Source organism: Bradyrhizobium sp. NBAIM14, assembly GCF_020193895.1.
Classification (GTDB): domain Bacteria; phylum Pseudomonadota; class Alphaproteobacteria; order Rhizobiales; family Xanthobacteraceae; genus Bradyrhizobium; species Bradyrhizobium yuanmingense.
Genome location: NZ_JADYVQ010000005.1, coordinates 107,591 through 122,237 on the forward strand (window position 1 = coordinate 107,591; position 14,647 = coordinate 122,237).

Annotated in this window: 12 protein-coding genes; 8 read left to right on the top strand and 4 right to left on the bottom strand. The window is 65.7% G+C overall.

From position 1 onward, the window contains the following. Positions 1-106: 106 nt before the first annotated feature. The 7 genes from I6F28_RS14800 (at position 107) to I6F28_RS14830 (ending at position 7,677) form a co-directional block, all read left to right on the top strand. Complete coding sequence (locus I6F28_RS14800; RefSeq protein WP_109144067.1) at positions 107-1,252, top strand: isobutyryl-CoA dehydrogenase; 1,146 nt, start codon at positions 107-109, stop codon at positions 1,250-1,252. Next, positions 1,249-2,313, top strand: a complete 1,065-nt coding sequence (locus I6F28_RS14805; protein ID WP_225140194.1) for an enoyl-CoA hydratase/isomerase family protein — start codon at positions 1,249-1,251, stop codon at positions 2,311-2,313. Before I6F28_RS14800 ends, I6F28_RS14805 begins: the two co-directional genes overlap by 4 nt. Then, complete coding sequence (gene mmsB / locus I6F28_RS14810) at positions 2,309-3,229, top strand: 3-hydroxyisobutyrate dehydrogenase (protein WP_345944149.1); 921 nt, start codon at positions 2,309-2,311, stop codon at positions 3,227-3,229. Before I6F28_RS14805 ends, mmsB begins: the two co-directional genes overlap by 5 nt. After that, positions 3,229-4,947 carry an AMP-binding protein gene (locus tag I6F28_RS14815; protein WP_225140196.1) on the top strand — a complete coding sequence of 573 codons (1,719 nt, stop codon included), beginning with the start codon at positions 3,229-3,231 and terminating at the stop codon, positions 4,945-4,947. Before mmsB ends, I6F28_RS14815 begins: the two co-directional genes overlap by 1 nt. Further along, positions 4,948-5,427: a MaoC family dehydratase gene (locus I6F28_RS14820; RefSeq protein ID WP_036001055.1), complete on the top strand. Its 480-nt coding sequence runs from the start codon at positions 4,948-4,950 to the stop codon at positions 5,425-5,427. 118 nt (positions 5,428-5,545) lie between these two features. Continuing rightward, complete coding sequence (locus I6F28_RS14825; RefSeq protein WP_225140197.1) at positions 5,546-6,463, top strand: SDR family NAD(P)-dependent oxidoreductase; 918 nt, start codon at positions 5,546-5,548, stop codon at positions 6,461-6,463. Further along, positions 6,460-7,677, top strand: coding sequence for a BaiN/RdsA family NAD(P)/FAD-dependent oxidoreductase (locus I6F28_RS14830; RefSeq protein ID WP_225140358.1), 1,218 nt, complete (start codon positions 6,460-6,462; stop codon positions 7,675-7,677). Before I6F28_RS14825 ends, I6F28_RS14830 begins: the two co-directional genes overlap by 4 nt. Before the next feature lie 115 nt (positions 7,678-7,792). Here I6F28_RS14830 and I6F28_RS14835 read toward each other — a convergent pair whose 3' ends face one another. Genes I6F28_RS14835 through I6F28_RS14845 form a run of 3 tightly spaced genes read right to left on the bottom strand, consistent with a single transcriptional unit; the run spans position 7,793 to position 11,181 of the window. Further along, positions 7,793-8,872, bottom strand: a complete 1,080-nt coding sequence (locus I6F28_RS14835) for a D-TA family PLP-dependent enzyme (RefSeq protein WP_225140198.1) — start codon at positions 8,870-8,872, stop codon at positions 7,793-7,795. A gap of 3 nt (positions 8,873-8,875) precedes the next feature. Then, a complete protein-coding gene (locus I6F28_RS14840) occupies positions 8,876-10,687 on the bottom strand; it encodes an ABC-F family ATP-binding cassette domain-containing protein (RefSeq protein WP_225140199.1) in 1,812 nt (603 codons plus the stop codon). Positions 10,688-10,689: 2 nt separating this feature from the next. Beyond that, on the bottom strand, positions 10,690-11,181 hold the full coding sequence (locus I6F28_RS14845) for a YaiI/YqxD family protein (protein ID WP_225140200.1): 492 nt from the start codon (positions 11,179-11,181) through the stop codon (positions 10,690-10,692). A gap of 106 nt (positions 11,182-11,287) precedes the next feature. On the opposite strand from I6F28_RS14845, the gene I6F28_RS14850 reads away from it, so the two are divergent. Beyond that, positions 11,288-12,088: a hypothetical protein gene (locus tag I6F28_RS14850; protein ID WP_225140201.1), complete on the top strand. Its 801-nt coding sequence runs from the start codon at positions 11,288-11,290 to the stop codon at positions 12,086-12,088. A 170-nt stretch (positions 12,089-12,258) separates the two neighbouring features. Here I6F28_RS14850 and I6F28_RS14855 read toward each other — a convergent pair whose 3' ends face one another. After that, entirely contained in the window at positions 12,259-14,631 is a 2,373-nt protein-coding gene (locus I6F28_RS14855) for a xanthine dehydrogenase family protein molybdopterin-binding subunit (RefSeq protein WP_225140202.1), read from the bottom strand. Between the last annotated feature and the right edge of the window lie 16 nt (positions 14,632-14,647).

The window sequence follows — 14,647 nt, forward strand, 5'->3', positions numbered from 1 at the left end:
CTGTCATTGCGAGGAGCGTAGCGACGAAGCAATCCAGTATCTTTCCGCGGAGACGGTCTGGATTGCTTCGCTTTGCTCGCAATGACGAAAGAAAGAGCAGCCCGGCATGCAGTTCGCTCTGAATGAGGATCAGATCGCGGTTCGCGACATGGCATTGGCGTTTGCGGCCGAGAAGATCGCGCCGCACGCGCTGCGTTGGGACGAGGAGAAGTATTTTCCAGTCGAGGTGATGCGCGAAGCCGCCAAGCTCGGCATGGGCGGCATCTATATCCGCGACGATGTTGGCGGCTCCGCCATGACGCGGTTCGACGCAGCGCTGATCTTCGAGGCGCTGGCGACGGGCTGCCCGACCACCTCGGCCTTCATCTCCATCCACAATATGGCGAGCTGGATGATCGATGCCTTCGGCAGCGACACCCAGCGCCACCAATGGCTGCCGAAGCTCTGCACCATGGAGCTGATCGCAAGCTACTGCCTGACCGAGCCGGGTGCCGGCTCGGACGCCGCGGCGCTGCGCACGCGCGCCGTGCGCGACGGCGACCACTACGTCCTAAACGGCCAGAAGCAATTCATCTCCGGCGCTGGCGGCACGGATATTCTGGTCGCGATGGTACGTACCGGTGGCGACGGTCCCGGCGGCATCTCGACCCTCGTCATCGACGGCAAGGCGCCGGGTGTCTCCTTCGGCGCCAATGAACGCAAGATGGGCTGGAACGCGCAGCCGACCCGCGCGGTGATATTCGAGAACGCCCGCGTGCCTGTGGCCAATCGCCTGAGCGAGGAGGGCACAGGCTTCAAGATCGCGATGGCCGGCCTCGACGGCGGCCGTCTCAACATTACGGCGTGCTCGCTCGGCGGCGCGCAAGCAGCACTCGACAAGGCGCGCGCCTACATGAAGGAGCGCAAGGCGTTCGGGAAGCGGCTCGACGAATTCCAGGCGCTGCAATTCCGTCTCGCCGACATGGCGATCGAGTTGGAGGCCGCGCGCACCTTCCTGTGGCGCGCCGCCGCGGCGCTCGATCGCAAAGACCCCGACGCCACCATGCTCTGCGCCATGGCGAAACGCTTCGGCACCGATGTCGGGTTCGAGGTTGCCAACCATGCGCTGCAACTCCACGGCGGCTACGGTTACCTCAGCGAATACGGCATCGAGAAGATCGTGCGCGACTTACGCGTGCACCAGATCCTCGAAGGCACCAATGAAATCATGCGGCTCATCGTGGCGCGCAAACTGATCGAGGGCGCGCGATGAGTGGGGTGGAAGAGGGCGATCTGGTCGCGCGCGTCGAAGGCGCGGCCGGCATCATCAGGCTCAATCGTCCCAAGGCGATCAACGCCGTGACGCTTGAGATGTTTCGCGACATCGACAAGGCGCTCGATCGTTTCGAAGCTGATCCTGCAATTGCCGTGATCCTGCTGGAAGGCGCCGGCGAGCGCGGCCTCTGCGCCGGCGGCGACATCCGCACGCTCTGGGAAAGCTCGAAGGCGGGTGGCGATCTCGGCAAGATCCTGTGGCGCGAGGAGTACATCCTCAATGCCCGGATCAAGAAATTTCCAAAACCCTATGTCGCCTTCATGGACGGCATCGTGATGGGCGGCGGTGTCGGTCTGTCCGCCCATGCCAGCCACCGTATCGTCACCGATCGGACCAAGCTCGCGATGCCCGAAGTCGGACTCGGCTTCTTCCCCGATGTCGGCGGCACCTATCTGCTGTCGCATTCGCCGGGCGAGATCGGCACCTATTTCGGGCTGACCGGCCAGACCATGAACGGGCCGGACGCGATCCACGCGAAGTTTGCCGATTGGGTGGTGCCGGCCGTGAGATTGCCGGAGCTGCGCGAGGCGCTGACCAAGCTGCGGTCCGGTGCGACCGCAGCCGATGTCAGCAAGCTCATCGACGGCTTCGCCTCCGGCGAGACTGCGGGGCCGGTCGCCGCCAGGGAGCCGGTCATCGATGCGTTGTTCGGCTTCGACCGCATGGAGGACATTGTCGCTGCGCTGAAGCGCGATGGTTCCGAGTTCGCGCTGGCCACGCTGAAGACGCTGAACGAAAAATCGCCGCGCGGCATGGTGGTCACGCTGAAGCTACTGCGCCTTGCGCGCGGATCGAGCCTGGAAGAGTGCCTGGTTCGCGAATACCGCGCCGCGCTGGAGGTGTTTCGGAGCGATGATTTTCGCGAGGGCGTGCGCGCCGCCGTGATCGACAAGGACCGCAACCCGACCTGGTCGCCGCCGCGGATCGAGGATGTGACGCCGGAGGTGCTTGCGCCCTATTTCGCCGAGATCGGCGCGGACGAATTGAAGTTCAATTAACAACGCTGTAGCGGAGGAAACGACAATGGCGACGATCGCATTCATCGGTCTCGGCAACATGGGCGGCCCGATGGCGGCCAACCTCGTCAAGGCCGGCCACAAGGTGGTGGCGTTCGATCTTGTCGAAGCCTCGCGCAATCAGGCCAAGACCGATGGCGCCAGCATCGCCGACAGCGCCCCGGCCGCGGTGAAGGGCGCCGATGTCGTCGTCACCATGCTGCCCGCAGGCAAGCATGTGCTCGGCGTCTGGAACGAGGTCGTGCCCGCCATGACCAAGGGTGCGCTCATCATCGACAGCTCCACCATCGATGTTGAAAGCGCGCGGGCCGCGCATGCGCTCGCCGCCAAGCACGGCGTGCTCTCGGTCGATGCGCCGGTCTCCGGCGGCACGGGCGGTGCCAAGGGTGCGACGCTCACCTTCATGTGCGGCGGCGAGGAGAAGGCATTTGCCGCGGCCAAGCCCGTGCTCGAGAACATGGGCAAGAAGATCGTGCATTGCGGCGGTGCCGGCGCCGGGCAGGCCGCAAAAATCTGCAACAACATGATCCTCGGCATTTCCATGATCGCGGTGAGCGAAGCCTTCGCGCTCGGTGAGAAGCTCGGGCTCTCGCATCAGGCGCTGTTCGACGTCGCCTCGACCTCGTCCGGCCAGTGCTGGTCGCTGACGACCTATTGCCCGGTGCCGGGCCCGGTGCCGACCTCGCCGGCCAACAACGATTACAAGCCGGGCTTTGCCTCGGCGCTGATGGTGAAGGACCTCACCCTGGCGCAGGAGGCGGCCAAGGCCGCGGGCGCGGCCACGCCGCTCGGCAAGCATGCGCAGGAGATCTATCAGTCTTTCGACGCAGCCGGCCAGGGCGGGGTGGATTTTTCCGGAATTATCAAGCACGTTAGGAGTTTAGCCGGGAAAGCTTGATGACCACATTCCAGGAAGCACGCGCGTTCCTTCTGCAACACCGTACGGATTACGAGGCAGCGGTCAAAGGCTTCCGCTGGCCTGATCCGGTTCCTTTCAACTGGGCGCTCGACTGGTTCGACGCCGAGCTCGCGGCCAATGCGGACAGCAAGGATCGGCCCGCGCTCTGGATCGTCGATGCCGCCCAGGACAAGCAGACGAAGCTGTCCTTCGCGGCGCTGTCGCGCCGCTCCAACCAGGTCGCCAACTTCCTCCGCGCGCAGGGCCTCCGGCGCGGCGACCATCTCCTGCTGCTGCTCGGCAACGTGGTTCCGCTGTGGGAGACGATGCTTGCCGCGATGAAGCTCGGCGTGGTCGTCATTCCCGCCACGACGCTGCTGACCGCCGACGAGCTGCGCGACCGGCTCGATCGCGGCAAGGCGAGGGCGGTGGTCGCCGCGCAGGACCAGGTGGCGAAATTCGCGAGCTTGGGCGCCGAGAATGTCGTTCGCATCGTCGTCGGCGCGGCCTCCGACGGTTGGCTGGCATATGTCGAAGCAGCAAAAGCTTCCGAAAGCTTCGCGCCTGATGGTCCGACCAATGCCGACGATCCGATGCTGCTGTATTTCACCTCGGGTACGACAGCAAAACCAAAATTGGTGCGACACAGTCAGCGCAGCTATTCCGTCGGCCATCTCTCGACGATGTACTGGATCGGGCTGAAGCCCGGCGACGTCCATCTCAACATCTCCTCGCCCGGCTGGGCCAAGCATGCCTGGAGCTGCTTCTTCGCGCCGTGGAATGCGGGTGCGACCGTGTTCGTGGTCAACCAGCCGCGCTTTGATGCCAAGTCGCTGCTTGCCACCATCGGCCGCTGCGGCGTCACCACGCTGTGCGCGCCGCCGACGGTGTGGCGGCTGTTCATCCAGGAGAACCTCGCCTCGTTCAAGGTGGCGCTTCGCGAGGTCTGCGGCGCCGGCGAGCCGCTCAATCCCGAGGTGATTGATCAGGTGCAGGCGGCCTGGGGCCTCACCATTCGCGACGGCTACGGCCAGACCGAGACCACGGCGTTCGCCGGCAATTCGCCGGGCCAGCCGATCAAGATCGGCTCGATGGGCCGTCCGTTGCCGGGCTATCGCGTGCAGATCAGCGATGCCGACGGCCATCCCGCAAAGGAGGGCGAGGTGACGCTGGTGCTCGGCGCCGACCGCCCCGCCGGCCTGATGCAGGGCTATCAGGGCGACGACGGCAAATTGTCCGGCGCCGCAGGCGCGCTCTATCGCAGTGGCGACGTCGTATTCGCGGATGAGGACGGCTACTTGACCTTCGTCGGCCGCTCTGACGACGTCTTCAAATCCTCCGATTATCGCATCAGCCCGTTCGAACTGGAGAGCGTCCTGCTCGAGCACGAGCTGGTCGCGGAAGCTGCGGTGGTGCCGAGCCCGGATCCAATCCGGCTCGCGATCCCCAAGGCGTTCGTGCTGCTGACCGCGGGTGCAGAACGCTCGCCGGAAACCGCGCTATCGATCTTCAAGCACCTGCACGCGCGTCTGGCCCCGTTCAAGCGCATCCGCCGCCTCGAAATCGTCACCGAGCTGCCGAAGACGATCTCTGGAAAGATCCGCCGCGTCCAGCTACGACGGCTCGAACGCGACGACGATCGCAGCGATCCCTTGCGCGGCCGGGAATTCCGTGAGGAGGATTTTCCGGAGCTGGCGAAGACACGGAGTGAGACCTAAGTGAACGAAGTCTGGAAGAAGCCGCCTGTTACGCTCGAGGCCTATCAGGCCATGATCGGCAAGGAGATCGGCGTATCGTCGTGGCACCTGATCGATCAGCCCCGCATCGACAGCTATGCCGACGTGATCGAAGATCACCAGTTCATCCACGTCGATCCGGAACGCGCGAAGAAGGAAACCGCGTTCGGCACTACCATTGCGCATGGTTTTCTCACGATGTCGCTGCTGTCGATCATGTCCTACGAGGTGATGCCCGTGATTGCGGGCACCACGATGGGCGTGAATTACGGCTTCGACAGGCTGCGCTTCATCTCGCCGGTGCGCTCAGGTAAGCGCGTGCGTGGCCGTTTCGTGCTGGCGGAAGCCAAGCTCCGCAAGCCAGGCGAGCTCCAGTCCCGCACCAACGTCACGGTCGAGATCGAGGGCGAGGATAAACCGGCGCTCGTCGCCGACTGGCTCGGCCTGATCTATTTCGAGTAGGCCCGTGCCGTCCTTGCCGGGCTTGACCCGGCAACCCATCGCTGCTCAAAAGCCTGTCGATTTTGATGGATGGCCGGGTCAAACCCGGCCATGACGGCTAACATCTAGGAAACCCACTATGCCAATCAGGTTCGACGGACGCGTCGCCATCGTCACCGGCGCGGGCAATGGTCTCGGACGCGCGCATGCGCTGGGGCTGGCGAGCCGCGGCGCCAAGGTCGTGGTCAACGATTTCGGTGGCGCGCGCGACGGCACCGGCGGCTCGCTGTCGCCGGCCGAGGCCGTGGTCGAGGAGATCCGCAAGGCCGGCGGCACCGCGATGGCCGACGGCGCCGACGTCTCCAATTTCGAGCAGGTCACCGCCATGGTCGAGCGCGCTACCAAGGAGTGGGGCAGCGTCGATCTCTTGTGCGCCAATGCCGGCATCCTGCGCGACAAGTCATTCGGCAAGATGGAGGTGGCCGATTTCCAGAAGGTGCTCGACGTGCATCTCGTCGGCACCTTTTATTGCTGCAAGGCGGCCTGGGCCGGCATGCGCGACCGCAATTACGGCCGCATCGTGTTGACGACGTCGTCCTCGGGCCTCTACGGCAATTTCGGCCAGGCCAATTACGGCGCCGCGAAATCCGGCATGGTCGGCTTGATGAACGTGCTCGCCGAGGAGGGCCGCAAGAACGACATTCGCGTCAACATCATCTCGCCGACCGCGGCGACCCGCATGACCGAGGAGCTGTTGCCGCCGCAGGCGCTGCAGCTGATGAAGCCGAACGCGATCACGCCTGCGGTCGAGTACATGCTGAGCGAGGATGCACCGACCCGCACCATCATGGGCGCGGGCGCCGGCTCGTTTGCGGTGATCAAGATTTTGGAGAGCGAAGGTATCAACCTGCCGGAGAGCGAGTGGACGCCGGATGCGATCGCCGCGCATTTCGCCGAGATCAGCGACATGTCGAAGGCCAGGGCGCTGCAGGGCGCGTTCGAGCAGACGCAGAAATACGTCGCCCAGGCCGCGGCGCGGGCGGGGATCAAGCTCTGACCGACGTCGCCGTCATCGGCGCAGGTCCCGCCGGGCTGATGGCGGCGGAGGTGCTGGCGTCAGGCGGCGCCCGCGTCACTGTCTACGACGCGATGCCGTCGGCGGGACGCAAATTCCTGATGGCCGGCCGCGGCGGACTCAACCTCACTCACAGCGAACCGCTGCCGCAATTCATGGCGCGCTACCGCGAGGCCGCACCGAAGCTGCAGGCGGCGGTCGAGGCATTTTCGCCCGATGCGCTGCGTGCCTGGAGCGAGGCGCTGGGCGAGCCGACCTTCGTCGGCAGCAGCGGACGCGTGTTTCCGAAAACGTTCAAGGCCTCGCCCTTGCTGCGCGCCTGGCTGCGGCGGCTCGATGCCGCCGGTGTCCGCTTTGCTTTTCGCCATCGCTGGATCGGCTGGGACGGCGAGGGTCGGTTGATCTTTCAGACGCCGAAAGGCGTCTCCGCCATCGAAGCGAACGCCACGCTGCTCGCGCTCGGCGGCGCAAGCTGGCCGCGGCTCGGCTCGGACGCCGGCTGGGTCGACATCCTCGCTGCAAAGGGCATTGCCGTCTCGAAGCTGCGGCCGGCCAATTCCGGCTTCACGGTCGCATGGTCCAAAGTGTTCCGTGACCGTTTCGAAGGCCAGCCGCTCAAGGGCGTGGCGCTGACGCTTCGTGCGCACACGGTGCGCGGAGAGGCGATGATCACCCGCAGCGGCATCGAAGGCGGCGCGATCTACGCGTTGTCGGCGGAACTGCGCGAGGCTGTGCTGAATCTCGGACAGGCGACGCTGATGATCGGGTTGCGGCCCGATCTCGACGCCGCTGTGCTGACCACGCGGCTGTCAGGCGTGCGTGGCAAGCAATCGCTGGCGAACTTCCTGCGCAAGGCCGCGCAATTGTCGCCGGTCGGCACCGGATTGATGCAGGAGGCAGCCTTCGCCTCCGGCCGGCCGCTGGCCGCGTTCTCGCCGGCGGAGCTCGCAGGGCTGATCAATGCCATTCCAGTTCAGCTCACCGGAGTGGCGCCGATCGATCGCGCGATCTCGACCGCGGGTGGAATTATGTTCGACGAGCTCGACGAGCAATTCATGCTGCGCAAATTGCAAGGTGTGTTCGCCGCCGGCGAGATGCTGGATTGGGAGGCGCCGACCGGCGGCTATCTCTTGCAGGCGTCCTTCGCGACTGGGGCTGCCGCGGGCAGGGGCGCGCTGGAGTGGCTCAAACGCTAACCCCCGTCATTGCGAGCGCAGCGAAGCAATCCAGAATCCCTCCTCCGCGGAAGTCTGGATTGCTTCGTCGCAAGAGCTCCTCGCAATGACGGCCGTGGCAACGGCGCGCGTACACCTACCGCAGCTTCCCACGCGCGGCCACCGGCAGCGTGCCGATGATCTCCTCGCCGCGCACCATCACCACCTCGTCCATCATGTTGACGACGACGCAGACGTGGTTCGGCACGATGCGCACGACATCGCCGACATTGGGCCGGGTATTGCTGCGGGAGAGATCGAGGAAGCCGTGTTCCTCGGCGAATTTGGCGATTCTGGCTTCGGGATGCTCCAGGATCAGGCCGTGGCCCTCGAGCCCGCCGGTATCCGTGGTCAGCGTCTTCGAGCCGGCGTCCAAGATGCCGCGCTCGGGCGCGGCGCGGCTCACCACCGTCGAATAGATGTGCAGGGCGCAATCGTCCCAGGTCGCCGAGCCTGCGGCGACTTGCATGCGGTCGTTGTAGATGTAGGTGCCGAAGCGATGTTCGGTGCCGCCCTTGAGCTTGCCGATGTTGACGAGGTTCGGCGTGCCGCCGGTCGAGACGATCTTGGCGTCGAGCCCGTGCGCGCGTACGCCGGCCAGCGCTTCGTCGTAGAACTTTTGCGCGTCCGCCCAGCCGGTCTCGGTCGGGTAGAGCATGAAGCCGGCGAATTCGAGCCCCTCGGACGAGGCGATCTCGCGCGCCAGCGCGATCGCCTCAGCCGGCGTCTCGACACCCGCGCGCTTGCGCCCGGTGTCGCATTCGACCACGACGGAGAGCGGGCGGCCTGACGCCGCAGCCGCCTTGGGCAATCCCGCGACGACCGTGGGATTGTCGGCGGCCACCGTCATGTTGGCCTTGGCCTGCAGCGCGCCGAGCCGCGCCATCTTCTCCTCGCCGAGCAGATTGTAGCTGATCAGGATGTCGTCGATGCCGGCATTGGCCATGATCTCGGCTTCGCCGAGCTTCTGGCAGGTGATGCCCTTGGCGCCCGCCGCGATCTGAAGCTTGGCGATCGTCGGGTTCTTGTGCGTCTTGATGTGCGGCCGGTTGGCGATCCCGGCGTCGTCGCAAGCCTTCTGGATCCGCGCGATGTTGCGCTCGACCCTGTCCATGTCGATGACGGCGCAGGGCGTGCCGTATTCGCGGGCGATCTTGGCGGCGAGAGTTGTTGTCATAAGTTATGCCTGTTCAATCTCTTCACGTAGCATTTCGAGTTCGAGCCAGCGCTCTTCGGCGGCCGATAGTTCTTCATGCGCCTTGGCGATCGCGGCCGACGTGTCGTCGAATTTTTTCCGATCCTTGGCGTAGAGATTGGGATCGTCGAGCACGCGCTGCAGCCTGGCGATATCCGCCTGCAACGTTTCCATCTTCTTGGGAAGCGTCTCCAGCGCGTGCTTCTCGTTGAAACTGAGCTTACGCTTGGGCGCGGACGCCGGAGCCGCCGCGCGCTCTTCCTTCTTCTCGGCAGCCGTCGGCGACTTGGCCGTCTCGCGCTTGAGGTCGGCGCCGCGCTGGATCAGCATGTCGCTGTAGCCGCCGGCATATTCGATCCACTTGCCGTTGCCCTCGGGTGCGATCACGGAGGTGACGACGCGGTCGAGGAAGTCGCGGTCGTGGCTGATCAGGATGACCGTGCCCTCGTAATCGCCGAGCATCTCCTCGAGCACGTCGAGGGTTTCGAGATCGAGGTCGTTGGTCGGCTCGTCCAGCACCAGCAGGTTCGACGGCTTTGCCAGTGCGCGCGCCAGCATCAGCCGGCCGCGCTCGCCGCCGGAGAGCACCTCCACCGGCGTGCCGCGCTGCTCCTGCGCGAACAGGAAGTCCTTCATGTAGCCGACCACGTGCTTCGGCTTGCCGCCGACCATGATCTGATCGCCGCGGCCGCCGGTCAGGGCCTCCGCCAGCGTCGATTTGGGATCGAGGCTTTCGCGATGCTGGTCGAGCGTCGCGACCTCCAGGTTGGCGCCGAAACGTATCGTCCCGGAATCCGGCTGCATGCCGCCGGTGAGCAGATTGACCAACGTGGTCTTGCCGGCGCCGTTCGGCCCGATGATGCCGAGGCGGTCGCCGCGCTGGATGCGCGTTGAGAAATTGTCGACGATCTTGCGCTCGCCATAGGCTTTGCTGATGCCCTTGGCCTCGATCACCAGCTTGCCGGACTGTTCGGCCTCGCTGGCCGCGAGGTTGGCGCTGCCGGCTGTGCCGCGATAGTTGCGGCGCTGGTCGCGCAGCGCATGCAGATTGGCGAGCCGCTTGACGTTGCGCTTGCGGCGGCCGGAGACGCCGTGGCGCAGCCAGTGCTCCTCGTCGACGATCTTGCGGTCGAGCTTGTGCTGGTCGCGCTCCTCCTCGGCCAGCACCTCGTCGCGCCAGCTCTCGAACGAGGCAAAGCCGCGATCGATCTGCTTGATCCGGCCGCGATCGAGCCAAGCGGTGGAGCGCGAGAGATTGGTCAGGAAGCGACGGTCGTGGCTGATGATGACGAGCGCGCTGCGCCTGGAGTCGAGCTCCTGCTCCAGCCATTCGATGGTGGCGAGATCGAGATGGTTGGTCGGCTCGTCCAGCAGCAGGATGTCGGGCGAGGGCGCCAGCACGAAGGCCAGCGCCGCGCGGCGCGCCTCGCCACCGGAGAGGTTGTGCGGGTTCTCCTCGCCGGTGAGGCCGAGCTGCTCCAGGAGATAGCGCGCCTGGTGCTGGTCGTCCCCCGGCGCGAGCCCGGACTCGACATAGGCGAGCGTGCTCTTGTGCGCGCCGAAATCCGGCTCCTGCGGCAGGTAGCGCACCGTTGCGCCGGGCTGCACGAAGCGTGTGCCGGCGTCAGGCTCGACCAGGCCGGCCGCGATCTTCAGCAGGGTCGATTTGCCGGAGCCGTTGCGGCCGATCAGGCAGACCCGTTCGGATGGCGCGACGTTGAGCTCGACGCCCGACAGCAGCGGCGTGCCGCCGAAGGTCAGCCTGATGTCTTTGAGTTGGATCAGCGGCGGGGCCATGGCTAACTTTGGCTCGTTGCGGCCTGATCTGCGCGGCGGCGCTGGATCCGGCGCAGTGTCTGGTCGAGCGCCGAGAGGAAGCTGGAGCGGTCTCGCGGCGAGAACGAGCGCGGGCCGCCGGTGACTTCGCCGGCCGATCGCAGGTCCGTCATCAGATTGCGCACCGCCAGCGTCATCCCGATCGATTCTTCGGTGAACGGCTTGCCGTTCGGCGCGATCACGTCGGCGCCCGCCTTCACACAGCGGCTCGCCAGCGGAATGTCCGAGGTCACAACCACGTCGCCGGGCCTGGCGCGCTCGGCGATCCAGTCGTCCGCGGCGTCCATGCCGCTGCCCGCGGCGATGCGCTCGATCAGAGGGTCCTGCGGCACGCGGATGAAATTGCCGGCGACCACGCTCACGGGCACGCCGTGCCGGATCGCGACGCGAAAGATTTCGTCCTTCACCGGACAGGCGTCGGCGTCGACAAAGATGCGGGTCGGGGTCTCGGTCATTCCGCCGCGTGGTACCGCATTCGGGCCGCAAAGGCGAGGGGATTGACCCCAGTTCCTCAGGCCCTACGATCGCTCCTGAAACAACAAGAACAGGGAAAGGCCAGTCATGCCGAACCGGCTCGAAACCTATCGCGTCACGGCCTACAACACCGCCAAACAATCCGAAAACAAGATGCACGACGACAATGTGGCCCGCCGCTTCGGCTTTTCCGGCGGGCTGGTCCCCGGCGTCGACGTCTTCGCCTACATGATGCACGTGCCGATCGCGCGCTGGGGGCGGGACTTCCTGTCGCGCGGGCTGGTCGAGGCCCGCTTCATCAAGCCGGTCTATGACGGCGAGACCGCCGATGTCGATGCCACCGAGCACAACGGCCTGCTGACCATCGAGGTGTTCAGTCGCACCGAGCTGTGTGCCACGGGAAAGGCGTCGCTGCCGGCGGCGGTGCCGGCATTGTCGTTGAGCGACTATGTCGAAGTCCCCGCCGCCGCCGAGCGCAAGCCTGTCAGTCCTGCGACATTCGAGCTGGGCAAATGGCTGGGCACGACGCCGCGCCGGTGGGCCGGGCAGGATGCGGCCGACTATCTCACTGACGTCAGGGAGGCCGATCCGATTTTTGCCCGCGAGAGCCTCGGCCATCCCGGGCTGATCCAGCGCGTCATGAACCGCGTCCTGGTGGACAACACCATCCTGGGTCCCTGGATCCACGTGGGCAGCCGCATGCAGCTGCTGTCCGCCGCGCGCGCCGGCGACGAGATCACGGCGCGGGCCAAGGTCACTGCGAATTACGAGAAGAAGGGCCACCGCTTCGTCGAGTTCGACGCGCTGGTCGTCGCCAACGGCACGACGCCGCTCGCGCATTGCCAGCACACCGCGATCTACCAGCCGCGCGAGCAGGCGGCGGCGTAGCGGACAGTTGGGAAAGCCCACGCCCGTCAATCAAGGACGTCGTCATTCCCAGCGAAGGCGGGGAATCCAGTACGCCGCAGCTTCTCGGTCAATCGCTGCCGTCTCGGAGTACTGGATCGCCCGGTCAAGCCGGGCGATGACAGTAGAGTTTGTGGCGACGACAGTGCCCCTTACGCCGCCTTGGCCTTCGCCTCCTGGATCGCGCGCCACACCCGCTCGGGGGTCAGCGGCATGTCGATGTGCTTGATGCCGTACTCCGACAGCGCGTCGAGCACCGCGTTCACCACCGTCGACAGGCTGCCGGCGCAGCCCGCTTCGCCGCAGCCCTTGCTGCCGAGCGGATTGGTGGTGGCGGGCACCGGGTGGTCGCCGACCGTCATGTTGGGGACGTCCTCCGCGCGGGGCAGGGCGTAGTCCATCAGCGAGCCCGTGATCGGCTGGCCATTGTCGTCGTAGCGAATGTGCTCCATCAGGGCCTGGCCGATGCCCTGGACCACGCCGCCATGGAGCTGGCCCGCGACCAGCATCGGATTGATCACCGTGCCGAAATCGTTGACCGCGCTGTAGCGCACGATCTGCACCACACCGGTGTCCGGGTCGATCTCGACCTCGGCGACGTGGCAGCCGTTCGGGAACGCCGAGGCGACCGGTTCGCTGGTATGGTCGACATCGAGGCTATCAGGCACGCCCTCCGGCACCTTGCCGTCATGCAGACGCTTGGCGAGCTCCATGATGTCGATGCTGCGATCGGTGCCGGCGATCGTAAAGCTGCCGTCGGCAAACTCGATGTCGGCTTCGGATGCTTCCAGCATGTGCGCGGCGGCGCGCTTGCCTTTCTCGATGACGAGTTTTGCGGCCCCCACGATGGCCTGGCCGGTCGCAGTGATCGAGCGTGAGCCGCCGGTGCCGTTGCCGGTGTGGACGATATCGCTGTCACCCTGCACGAGCTTGACGCTCTCGAAGGGGACGCCGAGCTGCTCGCACAGCACCTGCGCGAACGGCGTGGCATGGCCCTGGCCGTAATCGAGCGTGCCGGTGATGAGCTGCACGGTGCCGTCACGATCGAACACGATCTTGCCGAGCTCGGGGCTCGGCGGCGCGGTGACTTCGAGATAGGAGCCGACCGCGATGCCGCGCAGCTTGCCGGCCTTCTTGCTCTCCTTCTTGCGCTTGGCGAAGTTCTCGTGGTCGGAGATTTCGAGCGCCTTGTTGAACACGGCCTGGAAGTCGCCGCTGTCATATGTGACGCCGGACGACGCCGCGAACGGGATCTGGTTCGGCTTGATGAAGTTGCGCTTGCGCAAGGTCAGCCGGTTGATGCCCATCTCGTCGGCGGCGCGGTCGATCAGCCGCTCCATGTAATAGTTCGCCTCGGGCCGGCCGGCGCCGCGATAGGCCCCCATCAGCGTGGTGTTGGTGAGCACCACCTTGATGTCGACCGCCATCAGCGGCGTGCGATAGACGCTGGAGAAGTTCTTGCCGGTATTGAGCGAAAGCGGCCCCGGCGCGACGCCGGTGATGTAGGCGCCGAGATTGCCGTAGCCGGACAGCTTTGCCGCGAGGAACTGCCCCTCGGCATCGAGCGCGAGCTCGGCGTGGATCTTCTGGGCGCGGCCGTGGCTGTCGGAGAGGAAGCTGGTGGAGCGCTCGTCCAGCCACTTCACCGGGCGTCCCAGTGCCTTCGCCGCATACAGAATGCACATGTACTCGGGATAGTTGATGTTCTTCATGCCGAAGGAGCCGCCGACATTGGCGGTGAGAATGCGCACCTTCTCGTTCGGCACCTTCAGGTTCTTGGCGAGGTTGGCGCGGTTGCCGGCAACGCCCTGCGTCGGCACCTGAAGCGTGTAGCGCTCGGTCTTCTTGTCGTAGGAGGCAAGCCCCACGCGCGGCTCCATCGAGACCACGGCAACGCGGGTGTTCTCGATGTCGAGCTTGGTCACATGAGCGGCGCTGGCGAAGGCGGCGTTCACCTTGTCCATGTCGCCATAGTGGTAGTCGAGCGCGACGTTACCAGGAATGTGGTCATAGAGCTGCGGCGCGCCGGGCTTGGCGGCTTGCTCCGGGTCCGTCACCGCCGGCAGCGGCTCGATGTCGAGCTCGACCGCCTCGGCCGCGTCGCGCGCCTGAGCCAGCGTCTCGGCCACCACGAAGGCGACGGGATCGCCGACGAAGCGGACCTTGTCGGTCGCCAGGGGCTGGCGGTTGGTCTGGAGCAGGGGCGAGCCGTCGCGGCTCTTCAGCGGCAGGCCGCAGGTGAAGGGGCCATAGCCGGCGGCATCAAGATCCTTCCCGGACCACGCCCCCAGCACGCCCGGCATGGCCTTGGCGGCATCGAGGCCGATGCTGCGGATGATGCCATGGGCATGGGTCGAGCGGACGACTACGGCATGGGCCTGGTTCGGCAGGTTGAAATCGTCGGTGTAGCGGCCCTTGCCGCGCACCAGCGTGTCATCCTCCTTGCGGCGGACCGGTTGCCCGACGCCATACTTTTGCAGTGCAATAGCGTTCTCGAGCGTCGACGATTTGGTGTGTTCTTGCATGGGAATTGACCTGAAA

What these genes read in the sequence shown, in the direction of transcription:
- I6F28_RS14845 (WP_225140200.1), bottom strand. Translation starts at nt 11,181, where the DNA reads ATGACCGAGACCCCGACCCGCATCTTTGTCGACGCCGACGCCTGTCCG.
- I6F28_RS14805 (WP_225140194.1), top strand. Translation starts at nt 1,249, where the DNA reads ATGAGTGGGGTGGAAGAGGGCGATCTGGTCGCGCGCGTCGAAGGCGCG.
- I6F28_RS14815 (WP_225140196.1), top strand. Translation starts at nt 3,229, where the DNA reads ATGACCACATTCCAGGAAGCACGCGCGTTCCTTCTGCAACACCGTACG.
- I6F28_RS14840 (WP_225140199.1), bottom strand. Translation starts at nt 10,687, where the DNA reads ATGGCCCCGCCGCTGATCCAACTCAAAGACATCAGGCTGACCTTCGGC.
- I6F28_RS14825 (WP_225140197.1), top strand. Translation starts at nt 5,546, where the DNA reads ATGCCAATCAGGTTCGACGGACGCGTCGCCATCGTCACCGGCGCGGGC.
- I6F28_RS14835 (WP_225140198.1), bottom strand. Translation starts at nt 8,872, where the DNA reads ATGACAACAACTCTCGCCGCCAAGATCGCCCGCGAATACGGCACGCCC.
- I6F28_RS14800 (WP_109144067.1), top strand. Translation starts at nt 107, where the DNA reads ATGCAGTTCGCTCTGAATGAGGATCAGATCGCGGTTCGCGACATGGCA.
- I6F28_RS14855 (WP_225140202.1), bottom strand. Translation starts at nt 14,631, where the DNA reads ATGCAAGAACACACCAAATCGTCGACGCTCGAGAACGCTATTGCACTG.
- I6F28_RS14850 (WP_225140201.1), top strand. Translation starts at nt 11,288, where the DNA reads ATGCCGAACCGGCTCGAAACCTATCGCGTCACGGCCTACAACACCGCC.